Annotated in this window: 18 protein-coding genes; 5 read left to right on the top strand and 13 right to left on the bottom strand. The window is 56.4% G+C overall.

The window, feature by feature from the left end; all coding sequences use genetic code 11:
* Both EDC90_RS19455 and EDC90_RS19450 read right to left on the bottom strand, forming a co-directional pair.
* Positions 1-2,420, bottom strand: a 2,420-nt coding sequence (locus EDC90_RS19455; RefSeq protein WP_132314195.1) for a host specificity protein J, incomplete at its 3' end; no start/stop codon positions are given.
* Between the two features lie 16 nt (positions 2,421-2,436).
* Positions 2,437-3,033, bottom strand: coding sequence for a tail assembly protein (locus EDC90_RS19450; protein ID WP_132314194.1), 597 nt, complete (start codon positions 3,031-3,033; stop codon positions 2,437-2,439).
* A gap of 80 nt (positions 3,034-3,113) precedes the next feature.
* Between EDC90_RS19450 and EDC90_RS19445 the strand changes: the two genes are divergently transcribed.
* From EDC90_RS19445 to EDC90_RS19430, 4 genes are read left to right on the top strand one after another with little or no spacing between them, the layout of a single operon-like run.
* The gene (locus EDC90_RS19445) at positions 3,114-3,341 is read left to right on the top strand and encodes a DUF4160 domain-containing protein (protein ID WP_132314193.1); all 228 of its coding nucleotides are present in this window, start codon (positions 3,114-3,116) and stop codon (positions 3,339-3,341) included.
* A complete protein-coding gene (locus tag EDC90_RS19440) occupies positions 3,316-3,789 on the top strand; it encodes a DUF2442 domain-containing protein (protein ID WP_132314192.1) in 474 nt (157 codons plus the stop codon). The genes EDC90_RS19445 and EDC90_RS19440 overlap by 26 nt, the downstream gene beginning before the upstream one ends.
* An 11-nt stretch (positions 3,790-3,800) precedes the next feature.
* A complete protein-coding gene (locus tag EDC90_RS19435; RefSeq protein WP_132314191.1) occupies positions 3,801-4,097 on the top strand; it encodes a HigA family addiction module antitoxin in 297 nt (98 codons plus the stop codon).
* Entirely contained in the window at positions 4,094-4,387 is a 294-nt protein-coding gene (locus EDC90_RS19430) for a type II toxin-antitoxin system HicB family antitoxin (RefSeq protein ID WP_132314190.1), read from the top strand. The genes EDC90_RS19435 and EDC90_RS19430 overlap by 4 nt, the downstream gene beginning before the upstream one ends.
* Here EDC90_RS19430 and EDC90_RS19425 read toward each other — a convergent pair.
* Genes EDC90_RS19425 through EDC90_RS19395 form a run of 7 tightly spaced genes read right to left on the bottom strand, consistent with a single transcriptional unit; the run spans position 4,375 to position 9,252 of the window.
* Positions 4,375-5,070, bottom strand: coding sequence for an NlpC/P60 family protein (locus EDC90_RS19425; protein ID WP_132314189.1), 696 nt, complete (start codon positions 5,068-5,070; stop codon positions 4,375-4,377). The two genes, EDC90_RS19430 and EDC90_RS19425, sit on opposite strands and share 13 nt — an antisense overlap.
* A 14-nt stretch (positions 5,071-5,084) precedes the next feature.
* Positions 5,085-5,798 carry a phage minor tail protein L gene (locus EDC90_RS19420; RefSeq protein ID WP_132314188.1) on the bottom strand — a complete coding sequence of 238 codons (714 nt, stop codon included), beginning with the start codon at positions 5,796-5,798 and terminating at the stop codon, positions 5,085-5,087.
* Positions 5,795-6,142 carry a phage tail protein gene (locus EDC90_RS19415; protein WP_132314187.1) on the bottom strand — a complete coding sequence of 116 codons (348 nt, stop codon included), beginning with the start codon at positions 6,140-6,142 and terminating at the stop codon, positions 5,795-5,797. The genes EDC90_RS19420 and EDC90_RS19415 overlap by 4 nt, the downstream gene beginning before the upstream one ends.
* Positions 6,142-8,208, bottom strand: coding sequence for a phage tail tape measure protein (locus EDC90_RS19410; RefSeq protein ID WP_132314186.1), 2,067 nt, complete (start codon positions 8,206-8,208; stop codon positions 6,142-6,144). Before EDC90_RS19410 ends, EDC90_RS19415 begins: the two co-directional genes overlap by 1 nt.
* Positions 8,205-8,396, bottom strand: a complete 192-nt coding sequence (locus EDC90_RS19405; RefSeq protein WP_132313602.1) for a phage tail assembly chaperone — start codon at positions 8,394-8,396, stop codon at positions 8,205-8,207. Before EDC90_RS19405 ends, EDC90_RS19410 begins: the two co-directional genes overlap by 4 nt.
* 35 nt (positions 8,397-8,431) lie before the next feature.
* Positions 8,432-8,839 carry a hypothetical protein gene (locus EDC90_RS19400; RefSeq protein ID WP_132314185.1) on the bottom strand — a complete coding sequence of 136 codons (408 nt, stop codon included), beginning with the start codon at positions 8,837-8,839 and terminating at the stop codon, positions 8,432-8,434.
* A complete protein-coding gene (locus tag EDC90_RS19395; protein WP_132314184.1) occupies positions 8,839-9,252 on the bottom strand; it encodes a phage tail tube protein in 414 nt (137 codons plus the stop codon). The genes EDC90_RS19400 and EDC90_RS19395 overlap by 1 nt, the downstream gene beginning before the upstream one ends.
* 246 nt (positions 9,253-9,498) lie before the next feature.
* On the opposite strand from EDC90_RS19395, the gene EDC90_RS19390 reads away from it, so the two are divergent.
* Complete coding sequence (locus tag EDC90_RS19390; RefSeq protein ID WP_132314183.1) at positions 9,499-10,359, top strand: RES family NAD+ phosphorylase; 861 nt, start codon at positions 9,499-9,501, stop codon at positions 10,357-10,359.
* A 6-nt stretch (positions 10,360-10,365) separates the two neighbouring features.
* Here EDC90_RS19390 and EDC90_RS19385 read toward each other — a convergent pair whose 3' ends face one another.
* The 4 genes from EDC90_RS19385 to EDC90_RS19370 all read right to left on the bottom strand — a co-directional run bounded on the left by EDC90_RS19385 (position 10,366) and on the right by EDC90_RS19370 (position 12,702).
* Positions 10,366-10,845, bottom strand: coding sequence for a hypothetical protein (locus tag EDC90_RS19385; RefSeq protein ID WP_132314182.1), 480 nt, complete (start codon positions 10,843-10,845; stop codon positions 10,366-10,368).
* Positions 10,845-11,180, bottom strand: coding sequence for a head-tail joining protein (locus tag EDC90_RS19380; RefSeq protein ID WP_132314181.1), 336 nt, complete (start codon positions 11,178-11,180; stop codon positions 10,845-10,847). The genes EDC90_RS19385 and EDC90_RS19380 overlap by 1 nt, the downstream gene beginning before the upstream one ends.
* Positions 11,177-11,608, bottom strand: a complete 432-nt coding sequence (locus EDC90_RS19375) for a hypothetical protein (protein ID WP_132314180.1) — start codon at positions 11,606-11,608, stop codon at positions 11,177-11,179. The genes EDC90_RS19380 and EDC90_RS19375 overlap by 4 nt, the downstream gene beginning before the upstream one ends.
* A 62-nt stretch (positions 11,609-11,670) precedes the next feature.
* The gene (locus EDC90_RS19370; protein WP_132314179.1) at positions 11,671-12,702 is read right to left on the bottom strand and encodes a major capsid protein; all 1,032 of its coding nucleotides are present in this window, start codon (positions 12,700-12,702) and stop codon (positions 11,671-11,673) included.
* Positions 12,703-12,846 lie beyond the last annotated feature (144 nt).

Here is a 12,846-nt window from a genome sequence, read left to right as displayed (position 1 = left end):
ACCGCCTTGATCAGATAGGTGCCGGGCCGTGTCGGGATCTGCACGCTTGTTGCATCGACATGATCAAGCTGGGCACCGGACGAGCGCCACGTCACGCCCGTCATCTCCGGCGAATAGCGGATCGCATAATGCGACAGGTTGAGGGCATCGACCGGTGACCATGTCAGTGTCGCCATATCCCCGATCACAGCAATGTTGAAGCGTTCGACATTGCCCGGTGGTGAGAGGACGCTCGACAGATAGACCGCTTCAAGCACCGTCCATTTTGATCGCTGATTGAGCGCGGTAAACACGGAACGAACCCGGAAGCTGTAAACACCGGGATCGAGATCCTGCAGATCAATCGAAACGCTTGTCGTGGAACCGACCGGGAGCCAGATCCCGCCCTGCTCCCGATATTCGACTTCATAGAGCGTCGCCCTTGTATCGTTCGGGGCAGACCAGCCGATTGTGACCGCGCCACGCACCGATACGCCACCGGCCAGATAAAGATATTCTTCCACGGTGATATGCGATGGGGCCAGAAGCGGCCCGGTCGGATAGGTGGAAAACGATGGCGGTTCGAGGATCAGCCCCTCTTCCACCCTTGCCCATTTGGTTTCGTCATAGATCAGCGCCGAGACATCGAACTGATGCTTGTCGTTTTCCGTGATCGACAACACCCGGAAGGGACGCGGCGCTGCATCCGAGCCGGTCAGGATCCACATGGCTCCTGCCACTGGCTGATCCGGCAAGGCTTCCGCCAGTGTCAGTTCATCCGTTTCACCAGCCCCGTTTGTGACGGATCGATCTGCAAGCGCACCATCCGGCATGACGGCTGTCAGCGTGTAGGTTTCACCGTCACTGAGTGTCACCGGCGCATCGACCGTGACCGCCGTAAGGTCATCGGAAACGGCCTTGATCCGCCCGCCATAACGCACACCGGCATAGGATGGATCAGCCACCAGAACCACATCACCGGGCGCAACGTCAGCATGATCGAGCCCTGCACGATAGGTCACGACTTCGGTCGAGTGCTGTTCGGTGTCAAGCAGCCATGCGCCATAGCGATGTGCCTGCCCGCGTGAGCAACAGCCGATTGCCTGGATTTCTGTCTGGCGTGATCCATACCGTGCAACCGCATCCGGATCCTCGACCACTTCAATGGCGGGTTTATAGTTGTTCTCAGGATCGAACCAGCGTACCAGCACCTGCGTATGGCGGGCCGAGAGCGCCGATCCCTGATACGAAAATGTGCCGTCAACGACATTGGCCTGAGACACCAGTTTCACGGGATCGGCAGGCTTGTCGCAGACGGCAGTGACCGCACCCGTGCCCCAGTAGACCATGCCCCGGAACACACCGGCAAAGGCCGTCAGGACATTGATCGCCTCATCGCGCGAAGTAATCGCACCATTGAAGGTGTAACGCGGCTCTTTCCCGCCAAAACCGTCATCGACCAGTGCATCGCAATACTGCGCAATCGTATAAAGCGCCCATTTCGACACCTGCCCGACATCGACATATTGCCCGAGGCCATAACGATCATTGACCACCAGATCATAAAAGATCCATGCGGGATTATCGGTGACGGCCCGCTTGAATGTGCCATCCCAGACACCGGCATAGGTCCGTGCCTCCGGATCATAGTTTGAGGGCACTTCAATCTCAATGCCGGACCAGTCAACAGAAACGGTCGGGATGGCATTGCCGCCAAACTCAGCCGCATCCAGCGTAACACCCAGAACAGCACTGTCCGGATAGGTCAGCCGGTAATCTTCAATGACCGTATAGGATGACCAATAGGTCTGGTTATTCGATGTCGTGCCATTGGCATCTTCGGAAAGCCGACGCACGCGGATATACCACGGCCCGGCCTCGGTGAGCGGGATCCGGTAGGCGCGCACATAGGGCGAGGTGCACTTACCCGAGATCGTGTCGCGGCGCACTTCGCGCCATGTACCTGCCTCTGAGCGCCGGTCGATGGCGATATCAACCGAATTTTCTTTGACATTGCCGTTTTCCGGATCGGTATAGATCAGCTGCGGCACCTGAATGGAAACGCGCACCGCCGTTGCCGCCAGATTGGTGATGGCCCGCGTGGCAGACAGATCCTGTTTGATCTCGACACCGACGCCCTGTTCATTCTCGACAGCCGGAAAGCCGGACAGGGCCGCCTGATCAGGAAAGCCGTTGCGGGTCTCAAAGGTGCCGCCCTCAAAATTGAACGAGCCGTCCGGGTTCTGCACCGGCACATCGTCAAAGAAGATCGACTTCGCGCCATCCTTCAGCCCACCGGTCACACCTTCGCTGACCAGAAACAAAAGCCGCATGGTTTGTTTTGAGCGCAGCGTGTTCGGGGCTTCGCTGTATCCACCGGAGCCACCGCTTTTGCCGCCCTTCCCGCCACCGCCGTGACCGGAAATTCGCATATGTTGCATGATGTGTTTCCGAAACTCAGATTGCGATATCTTCGGTGGAAAGGCCTGCGGCGATCAGCACCGGCGAGACCCGGAATTTGCGGCCATAGACCAGCGGCACGGGGCCGCCTTCCGTCGTCACATTGGCCCCGCCGTTAAACAGGTAAGAGGCCTGATCCTCATGGCCGCTGTCAGCGACTTTCGGGGCCGGTGAAAGCATCTGTCCGAGACCGCCCATGGCGAGCGCCATACCAAGCCCCTTCATCGCCCCGCCGACCGTCGTTCCCAGAAAGCCAGCACCGGCCAGTGAGGCAGGCATGAAGAAAGCCGCGCCGATCAGGAACACACCGGCAATGATCTTGCCCAGCCCGCGATTGCCCGCTCCGGCGACCACCGGCACGATATGCAGATCGGCATTGCCAAGCTGAAAGCCGAGATCTTCCGGCCCCAGCGCCATGCCGGTTTCCGGATCGCCGCGCAGCACGCGAAAGTTTCGTTCCGCCACATACTGCCGGAAGCCCGGCACAACAGATGCCAGCGCCTCTCCGGCCTCGCCTGCGCTCGACACATCAAGCTGATAAGTCGGTTCAAACTGGCGTGCGAGGTCGCCGTGAAGGTGGATTTTACGAAGCATGGCAATCACCGAAAGCGAAAACAATGAATTGAAATCGTGCACCATGTGCACTATATTTAAACGGTAATGCGGGGACCGGAATGCCGACCATCGTCAAAATCGGAAACATCGCCATTCAGATTTATGCCGATGATCACAATCCCCCCCACTTCCATGTCGTGACGCCGGACCATGAAGCGGCGATCCTTCTGGAAAGCCTTGAACTCATGGTTGGCAGCATGGACAGAAAGAGTCTGAGAGCTGCCCTTGAATGGGCCCGGGAAAACAGGGAGCAACTCATCAATGAGTGGAACCGCCTCAATCCGTGATGACGATGTCATTTCCGTTGGCCGCAGGCTGCCCCGGCTGGAAGCCGTCGAGCCGCGTGACGAACGTAAGCTGTTCGTCCGTTTTGATGATGGCCGGGAAAAGATCGTCGATCTGGCCCCGGCACTGGAAAGCCGCCGGTTTTATAAACCGCTTCGCGATGACGATGCACTGTTCAGATCCTTCAGGATCAATGAATATCGAAACGCCATCGAATGGAACGATGATCTGGACTTTTCCGCCATGTGGCTTGAAGCCCTGCCCCCGGCTGAATTCACGAATGACGATTTCCGCAACGCAATGAGCGAACTCGACCAGACGCTGGATGGTATGGCACGTGCGCTTGAACTGTCACGGCGTCAGGTGGCTTACTATGCCAAAGACAGGCCGATACCGCGCCATGTCGGGCTGGCTGTGCGATACCTTCTCGAACACCGTCATTCTGCGTAATGGGTCGAATGATGCGCACAGCCCTGCCACCGGTCCATCCCGGCGAAATTCTGCGCGAAGAATATCTGATCCCGCTTGGCATGAGCGCCGGAGCGCTTGCAAAGCAACTGCATGTTCCGCGCACGCGCATCGAACGCATTGCAACGGAACAAACAGCGGTTACGACTGACACGGCGCTTCGGCTGGCAAAGTTCTTCCGCACGACACCGGAGTTCTGGCTGAACATGCAGGCAAGCTATGATCTGAAGACACAAGCAGCCGCACTGAAAGCTGAGCTGGACGCCATACCGGAGATTGAATTCACATGATTTGCGAACAGTATAACGAGGCTCCGCCGTTAGCGTATTACATCGCCATTGTGCATCAGCAAGGCGACAGCGCCTTCGGTGTGCACTTTCCTGATGTGCCCGGCTGTTTTTCGGCAGCTGACGATAGGAACGATATTCTGACCAATGCGAGCGAAGCCCTTGCCCTTCATCTCGAAGGTGAGGCACTGCCCGAAGCCCGGTCAATGGATGCTGTTCGTGCAGATGATGACGTGGCCCGCGATCTGGCCGAAGGCGCGTTTTTGATCGCCATTCCGCTTCATCTGCCGTAGCGCACCCAATGCGTGATCCGTTTCAGCCACGGCCCGACCGGTTCACGCCGTGACAGCCGCCCATCGAGGTGATGCAGGCAAAGCCCCTCATCGAGCAAAATACCGGAATGACACGGTACCTTTGAGACCAGCCGCATGAAGAACACATCACCGGGGCGGGCTTCACTGGCATGAATTGCTGTAAAGCCCGCCTCTTCAAAATGATCGGTCAGCAGATGATCACCCTCTTCCCACCAGTCTTTCGAGCGGGCAAAATCCGGTAGCCGAATCCTGCGTTCCTGCCAGTACCAGCTGCGCACCAGCCCGTAGCAATCGAAGACACCGGGCACGAAGGACCGGCCCAGAAGCGGCGTATCGAGGCAGTGATCGCCCCACCATAAAACCGGCGTGGTCACTTCACCGTCGCAGCTGACAATCCCGAATGGCAGGCCAGTCGCGATCTGTGTTTCCATATCGCCCTTTGACGGCCAATGCGGATGGATTTTTGCGTTGTGGCTGTGAATGACCGCTTGCGGTGCATAATTCAGCCAGGCATCGGCAGGCATTTCAAAGGCGTTCTCCGGATCCTCAGCAATGTTCGGCACGCGGATATAACGACCATCCGAGACCACCCCGCAGGCTTCCTGCGGCCAGACGTCGAGCGCATGCGCACGGGCATCCCGTGCAACATCATCATCAAACATGTTTTTGAGCTTCCTTAAGTGTTTGCCCGCCCGACACCGGGAAACGCCCGTGTCGGCAGATCGCCATGCCCGAAACGCTTCACGCAGCCGGACTGCAAGAGCTTGCTGCAGCGATCTTCTGACGCGGAAACTGTTGTATTGCCCTTGGCATCAAAACAGGCCGAACCGGCATAGGGACACGTCGCCTTTGAATAGTCGAACGAACCGGTTTCCGGATCATAGCGGCGATAGGTATGCGTGCAGGCGCTTTGTATCACCTGCCGACCGGGCAATTTTCGCCCCTGCTGATCCATGGCCGCTGCCAGTGTCCACTCGATATAGACCCGGTTCTGGTTGGTCTTTTGCTCAATCCGGTAAACGTCAACCGGGAAATGTGCATCTTGATCGGCATCGTCCATGCCATCGAGAAACCGCCGAAACGTCCGGATCCGCCGAAACGTCGCGCCGACCAGATCGCCAAATTCATTGACGACGGCTGACAATACGCCGGACACATTGGCGACCTTTAACTTTGGCCGTGGCATTGTGCCCTGCGAGGACATTTCCCAGCCATCGGTTTCAATCGGCGTTGGCTCAAAAACATTGCCACCGAACGACACCGGCGCATCTTCAAACGCCGATGACGTAAACCGATAAATCCCGCCGCCGATCACCGAGGCGTCAAGCTCATAAAGATGGACGATATCATCAGCAGCCAGTGCCTGTGCGTTTTCGGAAATCAGGGTCATAAGTCATAAACCCGTTCAATCGTTGCTGTGATGGTGTCGTGGCGACCGCCAACACCATTGCGCGACCACGACTTGCAGCGATAGAGCCATGACTTGCTTTCTCTCGGCAGCGTCCATTCAAATGGCATATAGCCACGCTGTTTCCGGAAGAAAGCCTCAACCTGATCAGCCTCATCAATCGTCAAGCCGGGCCACGTAGCGTCGAATGTGACACTCTCCGAGTTCAGCCCTGCGCCAGCCCTTTGCGTATAGCCATCACCAAATTCTGTTTCGAGCGTTTTGAGCGTGACATTCTTCCTGCTCGAAATCACCGGGCAGGCTGGTGGTTCAAATCTGTCCGCCATCAGAACGGCCCTCCGGCCAGCATACCGCGTGCGCGGCTGTTTTCCTGAAGCCGCGCATCAATGGCGGCATCGATCTGTTTTCTGAATTCACGGCCCATGGCCGCTGCCTCTTTCGGATCCGTGCCTTCGGGAACAGAAACATTGATATCGCCAATGCTTACAGTGTTGATGGTGCTGGCACCGCTGGTTCTGGTCATCATCGAGCCGATACGATGGTTCGGGATTACCTCAGAACCACGGGGAAGGTTGACCAGTTCCGGCCCACGCTCCCCGACAAGAGAGACCCCACCCTGCGCAAAGCTGGTTCCCTTTTCATGGGCGGGAAAGCCCAGGACGGAAAGGATCGAGCCTCCGTAAACCGGCAGACCTCCCCTGGTCATGCCGGATCCGCCGCCCCCCAGAAACCCGCCCAGAATCCCGGCGCCGCCACCGAAAATTCCGGCAAGCGGCCCCTGACCGAATAATGCAGCCTGGGCAGCCGCCTCAATCAGTTTGTTGATCAGTGTGTCGAGGGCTGCATTGCCCGTCTCAATCGCCGGGATAAGCGCCATGAAACTGTCACTGGCAGTATCACGGAAAAAATCAGCCGTATCAGCGGCCTGTTCCTGCTTTTCCTTCTGGTCTTCAATCGCGCGTGTCAGCTCTTCAATCGAAGCCCGCTCCTCATCCGTTGCAGCAGCACCAGCACGGCGCAGGTTTTCGAAGACCTTCTTTTCCTCAGCCGTCATTTCGCTCATTTGCAGTTCGTCCTGCAGCGCCTGAATGAGCTCTTCAACGGCTTCGCGTTCCCGGTCGACCGATGCGGCACCACCGCCGCCGCCACTGCGACTGGCTTTTATTGCTTCCCGACGGCGGTTTCGGGCGTCAATCGTTTCCTGAGCTTTTTGTACCAACAGATCTTCATTGTAGTAGGCACCGTTTTCTTCATATTGATTGCGAAGCTTCGCCACTTCCCGCTCCAGCGCGACCTGATCAGCTGTCAGTGCATTCTGCCGGTCAATCTCCTCGGTCACCTCACGCGCGGCATCAAGCTTGTCGCGCAATGCATTATAGCTGTCTTCCTTCTCCTGCTCCGAGGCTCCGGGGACAACCCGACCGCCTTTCGACGCACCGTAGCCCGAGCCACTTTTTGAACCAGACGCGATCCACCCCTGTTCATCGTCCCAGATCATGTTCTGGTCCATATCAATGCCGAGACCATTTCCGATCTTAGTCCAGATCCCGGCATTGCCAGCCTTCTGCAATGTTTCGTCAAGCTGGCTGGTGAACTGGCCAAGGCTGGTAATCAGGCCGGAAACCAGATCAGCGATTTCGACCAGGCTGCCTTTGACGCGGGTTCCGATCACCAGCGCCATGGCATCCCATTCCGCGTTGACATCTTCGGCCTTGCGCAACAGCTCATCATCCATCACAGCGCCCATGTCGCGGGCTTCCTGACGGGCATCGGAAATGCTCTGACCGGCCTCATCCATAAGCGAGGTAAACTGTTCAGCCGCTGTCCCGCCGAACATTTCATCCAGAACACGGATCTGTGCCGCACGATCAAGCTGTCTGATCTTGCCGATCAGTTTTTCAAACATTGATGCAGGATCCTCCAGCATCCGCGTCAGCTGACGGGCAGACAGGCCGAGACGCTGAAACGATTCTGCCGCTGGGCCGCCTCCGGTTTTGATGAACTCATCAGCACGAAGCTGCATCTCTTTCAGGCCGTCGGTCAGGGCATCAACTTCAACCTTGTTCTTCACGGCCGCATAGCGCAGCTCCTGAAATGCCTCAAACTCTATGCCTGCCGTTTTGGCGGCTTTGCCAAGGTTGGCAACAGAGTCAACCGCCTGCTGTGTGGCAGCGACAAATGAGCCAAGCCCCAGCGAAGCAGCAAGACCACCCGGGCCACCGGCCAGCATGCCAAAGATACCATCGACACCGCCGATCTTGTTCTTGATCGACAGGAACGAACTGGCCGTATCATTGGCCGCCGTTCGCGCCTGAAGACGAATACGGGTCATGGCACTTCTGAACTCACGGTCGTCAGCGCCAATTCTGACAGGAATATCCGGCCTGCTCATCGGTGTTCTGCCTTGTTGCGAATGGATTTCTGCGAACCGTGTTCGGCCATGATAACTCGGATCCGGTCACGGCTGACCGGCGAAGCAGACTTCGTTTGACCAGTGATGGCATCAATCGCCATGGAAAGCTCTAAGGCCGTTGCCATCCAGAAGGTGGACGGCGACCACTGAAGCCGCTCTGCTGTCACCGCGATCTGAAACAGCGTCCTGATATGGTCTGCAATCAGGACGCTGTCTGGTGCTTTTTTCCGGTAACAGCCGCCTCCACTTCTTCTGAGACAGAGACGCTTTCGCGAACCGCCCGCCCCTTTTCGATATGGGCGGTCAGTGCCTGTTCGATACCATCCCGCCAGCTTTTCTGATCAGCCGCCGAGATATTCTGTTCTGAAAGAATACGAGTGGAAAGGTCCGAACGCTGGTCATCGCTTTCAGCCACGGCAAGACAACGGATAGCGCAGGACACAGCGAAGGGCTCAAAACCCAAAAGCCGCTGATAGATCTCATCCATCGTCTTTGCGCCAATGGCCTGCGATAACCGCATCAGACCGCCAAAGGTCACAGCCAGCGTAACCGACTGCTTGCCCAGCGTTACGACAGCCTCACCGCGAAGGGGATTTGCCAGACCGTTCATCAGCTTGCCGCCGCGAACACAACGCTGCCGTCAAACACACCTGCCAGATCGCAGGTCAGTTCTCCGGATTTATCCCCCTGGAAGTTTGCCGAAATCATCGTCATCGGGCCTTCAAACGTTCCCACAGACGGTACTGTCACCTGATATTCGCTCTTGGTCTGCCCCAGAATATCCTGCAACACCAGCGCCTGCGTTGCACTGGATACATAGGCCCCCGAACCGGACCAGCGCACCGACTGAACCCCGCCGATTGATGAGTATTTGAGAACCCCGCCGGGGTTTTCACACTCAGGCTTGGTCGTATCGACCTCCTCATTGTTGATGTTGAGCGAACGCTGCTCGACAACGCAGACGATGTCGAACGCCTCAGAGCTGCTTTTACGTTTGATGATCAGTTCGCGGCCAAGTGCCATGATCTGTTATCCCTTTTTAGTGAATGAAGGTATTTGCCTCAGCAAACGACGCCAATGTTGTCGGTTCTCAGAACCCATCAGAAGTAAAGAGAATGACAAACAATTCGATGACCGAGTGATTACTAAATGCCCGAGCGGCCACAGTTTCGATGGTGATGAGGCACACGGGTCGATATGTTTGAGAATGCAGGGTGCAGTCGATTCACCATCTATTGAATTCGCATGGTGTTAGATCGTTTTTTATAGATGACAGCTCAACTTATTTTCACATGTATCGGAGTTCATTTTGCCATGGTGCCACCAAAATACACCCCAGATAGCCTAACAACTGCGCTGCAGAGAGGCGGTGTGTCAGACTTACGTTTTGCTTGTGAAGTAGCAGAACGAATTGTCTCTGCTGTTATTAAACACAAAGACGAAGAAAATATTGGTGCTGGATTTCCAGCATTTCGCGCAAGAAAAGGCTGCATAGAGGAAGAAGTACCTGAGGCAGGAAGATTAGATTTCTATCCTTACATAAAAAGCGATATAGCGGCTCCTCCATCGGGCAACTCCAAAATCGGGCGCTTCAACGCACCCAAAAGCTCAGTGCTTTATTTAGCCACAAAGCGAGAAGTAGCGCTGGCAGAAGTACGTGCAAGTTACACTGATATCTGTACGATCGGCACCTTCACAACTTGTCGACCGCTCCGCTTAGGAACACTTCTGCGCATTAAGAAAGAGCCGTTGAGAGTTCTACTCGAAGACGATCCATCAGAAGATGATCTTGAGCTTTGGCTGCTTGCTCGAACCGCAGAGTTTGTGTCGCGTCGAGTTTCAGATGATGAACGAGAACTACACTATCGAGCTTGCAATCTCATTGCCTCCGCATTTCAACAAAACGGATTCGATGGACTGGCTTATCGCACATCATTTTGGTCTCCTGGCTGGCGTGACGATCAGCAAACTGAAGACGAAGACCATATTTACTCGTCTAACTTGGTCTTTTTTGACCCTAAAGACGCAAAACCAGTTCGTTCTGCGCTATACCACATCAATTGGAAACGTCCCTTTTCGGAAGTGGCTGGAAATGCCATTTGGAAAGCCCAACCATCGACAGAAAGTTAGCGGTAGCTAATTTGATTCAGCTGCAGCAGCCCCCATCTCCGCATCACCCGCCAGCGTCTTGTAATCCGCCACAAAGGTCAGCGCCCCGACACCAAGGGCAATGCCGGTCGAGCGATCAATAAAGCTTCGGCTTTCTGAAAGCGTCAGTTCAATCACCAGCCCATCGAGCTTGATCGCTTGTCCGAGCGTGGCCTCCACCAGCACGGCAATCCGGTCGAACTCGATATCCGGCTCTTCCGTCTGGAAGTGTGCAATGACATCAATCGGCAACCGCCGGTCGTAACCATCCTCGCCATTCGGCCAGGCGCAGGGCCGAATTTCGGCCGTTTCCTGATGCTCAGCCCACGTGACTGTCAGCGCCGGAAGCTGGCTTTCGCGAATAGCGCTTGTGCGGGCGCGTTTGACCTTGCCAGACCCAGAAAATTCCGGAATGGCTGACAGGCGGGCGATGATCGCATCAAAGATTTTCGTGCGCATATGAGCCATCAGATATCCCCGCGAAGCCAGATTTTCAGCATGGCCCGGCCATCATCTAAGACGTTGCGGACCCCATAGATTGTACCTTTGATCTCGACCTGATCGCGCTCACTCTCGAGCGCTTCAAGGCCTGTCGCCGAAACGGACAGAACATGCGTGACCGCCTCAACGTCCTGCCGCCCATATTCATCCGCAAACTCCAGCTCACGTTTCTGCCGCAGGATCCCGCGACATGTTTCAGGCTGCATCAAACCATCGATGGTGAACCGGCAATCGACATTGCCGAACGCGCCCGCAAAGGCCGGTCCCATTCCGGCAAAGACGGCTGGCCGATGGATCCTCATGCTTTACCGCCATCCTTCCCGGTATCACCGTCCTGATCCGCGTCCTGAAGTGCTTTCAGCGCTTCCGACAGCGTGGCATTATCCTCTAACGCCTGATCGCGCTCCCTGGTCAGTTCATCGCGCTCTTCCGTCAAAGCGTGAACCTGTTCGGCAAGACTGTCGCGTTCTGCCTTCAGATCGGCCAACGGCTTTGCATCCGCCTTCAGCGCAGTGATCTGATCGACCAGAACGTCCCGTTCTTCCGTCAGTGCGGTGATGCGTTTGTCGACAGCATCGCCCTCCGGTGCCCGCCACTTGCCAAAGACATGATCGAGATTGTCAGCATCCGCTTCACTCAGACCATTCTTGGAGATCGGCACATCTTCACCCGGCGCATAGATTTTGGACCCGAGCTTCACGGTCGTATTGAACTTGCGTGTATTCGCCATTGTTTTAACTCTGCTTTTTTCACGGGAGATTGGTGGGCAGGCCTCAAGCCCGCCCGGGACCATCAGCGAACCAGCGCAAACAGGCTGGCATCAGGATCCGGCGCAATCGGCAACGGCGCGGCCTGCGTCTGCAGCACCGTGCGCGAGGGGTTTTTCTCCCGCCACATGTCCGGAAAACGCTCCATCGGCAGCAAAGCCTGATCATCCAGAATAGCGCCATAACCGAAGTGGCCCATAAAGCCCTGCGGATCGATGACACCAACACCATAAGACGGCCAGAAATTGCCTTTGACGCCACCCAGCGTGTAGCTTTGCGAATACTGAATGAACGTGATCTCGCCGATCTGACCAAGCACAGCAGAGTATTTGCCTTCCGCCCCGGTCGAGACCGGCCCAAACTCCATGCTGCCACCGGCCTGGCGACGGTTATCAAGGATCTTCTGGAAGCGTTCGGAGCGTTTAAGCAGCGTCGCTGCCCCCGGCCCCAGCACAACCTCACGACCGGTAAAGCCGGACGTCAGCGCCAGAAGTTCAATCCAGTTTTCGACATCATCATAAGGATCGACACCGCTTTCACCCCAGCGGGCCGCGCCGGAAAGCGCGATTGTCAAAGCTGCATCGCGCTGGAAGTCAACGGTCTGGGTCGGGTAGTTCTCCCCTTCGACAATCACCTTGCCGGTGCGGATGACTTCCGAACACATATGCTCTTCGCGCCGGGTGATGCGCATGTCCTGATCATCAATGATCTGAGCGATATTATAGGCATGACGCTGTTCCGGTGACATCGCCCCGCCGGGACGCTCACCCGGCATTCGGATCAGGCTGCCCGATGGACGCAACGTGTTTTGCGGTTTGACATAGGCGGGCTTCAGGCTGGTGGCCTGGAAGCCGCGGTTGGCCGCATCCTTGCCCGGTACATCGGGGTGCACGAACGGGGCAAGCTCACGATCCGGCAGGATCTTGTCGAAGACGATCTCTTCCTGCTCGGAAAGCACCGTCGTGCCAAAATAGCGATTGCGCAAGAAAGCTTCAGCGCGATCACGCGGTGGCAGAACCGTGACCAGTTCCGCCGTATTGAGAAGAAGTTCACTCATCAGATTGATATCCTGTGTATCAGAGGAAGAAAGGCGGAAGCGGCCTTAGTTGCGGCACGACAATCAAGATGAGATTCCGCGACAATCTGGGTGAGACGTTGCGTCGTTCGTGTGTCGGAGGGAGGGCGTAGCCCGACTTGAGGC

This window comes from Martelella mediterranea (assembly GCF_004342225.1).
GTDB classification, from domain to species: domain Bacteria; phylum Pseudomonadota; class Alphaproteobacteria; order Rhizobiales; family Rhizobiaceae; genus Martelella; species Martelella mediterranea_B.
The sequence above is the reverse complement of the archived record's forward strand: the minus strand, read 5'-3'. Positions and strand labels throughout refer to the sequence as shown.

Bases quoted from the DNA above. Each gene is read 5' to 3' on its own strand.
- EDC90_RS19450 (WP_132314194.1), bottom strand. From the start codon at position 3,033: ATGCTTCGTAAAATCCACCTTCACGGCGACCTCGCACGCCAGTTTGAA.
- EDC90_RS19445 (WP_132314193.1), top strand. From the start codon at position 3,114: ATGCCGACCATCGTCAAAATCGGAAACATCGCCATTCAGATTTATGCC.
- EDC90_RS19440 (WP_132314192.1), top strand. From the start codon at position 3,316: ATGAGTGGAACCGCCTCAATCCGTGATGACGATGTCATTTCCGTTGGC.
- EDC90_RS19435 (WP_132314191.1), top strand. From the start codon at position 3,801: ATGCGCACAGCCCTGCCACCGGTCCATCCCGGCGAAATTCTGCGCGAA.
- EDC90_RS19430 (WP_132314190.1), top strand. From the start codon at position 4,094: ATGATTTGCGAACAGTATAACGAGGCTCCGCCGTTAGCGTATTACATC.
- EDC90_RS19425 (WP_132314189.1), bottom strand. From the start codon at position 5,070: ATGTTTGATGATGATGTTGCACGGGATGCCCGTGCGCATGCGCTCGAC.
- EDC90_RS19420 (WP_132314188.1), bottom strand. From the start codon at position 5,798: ATGACCCTGATTTCCGAAAACGCACAGGCACTGGCTGCTGATGATATC.
- EDC90_RS19415 (WP_132314187.1), bottom strand. From the start codon at position 6,142: ATGGCGGACAGATTTGAACCACCAGCCTGCCCGGTGATTTCGAGCAGG.
- EDC90_RS19410 (WP_132314186.1), bottom strand. From the start codon at position 8,208: ATGAGCAGGCCGGATATTCCTGTCAGAATTGGCGCTGACGACCGTGAG.
- EDC90_RS19400 (WP_132314185.1), bottom strand. From the start codon at position 8,839: ATGAACGGTCTGGCAAATCCCCTTCGCGGTGAGGCTGTCGTAACGCTG.
- EDC90_RS19395 (WP_132314184.1), bottom strand. From the start codon at position 9,252: ATGGCACTTGGCCGCGAACTGATCATCAAACGTAAAAGCAGCTCTGAG.
- EDC90_RS19390 (WP_132314183.1), top strand. From the start codon at position 9,499: ATGACAGCTCAACTTATTTTCACATGTATCGGAGTTCATTTTGCCATG.
- EDC90_RS19385 (WP_132314182.1), bottom strand. From the start codon at position 10,845: ATGGCTCATATGCGCACGAAAATCTTTGATGCGATCATCGCCCGCCTG.
- EDC90_RS19380 (WP_132314181.1), bottom strand. From the start codon at position 11,180: ATGAGGATCCATCGGCCAGCCGTCTTTGCCGGAATGGGACCGGCCTTT.
- EDC90_RS19375 (WP_132314180.1), bottom strand. From the start codon at position 11,608: ATGGCGAATACACGCAAGTTCAATACGACCGTGAAGCTCGGGTCCAAA.
- EDC90_RS19370 (WP_132314179.1), bottom strand. From the start codon at position 12,702: ATGAGTGAACTTCTTCTCAATACGGCGGAACTGGTCACGGTTCTGCCA.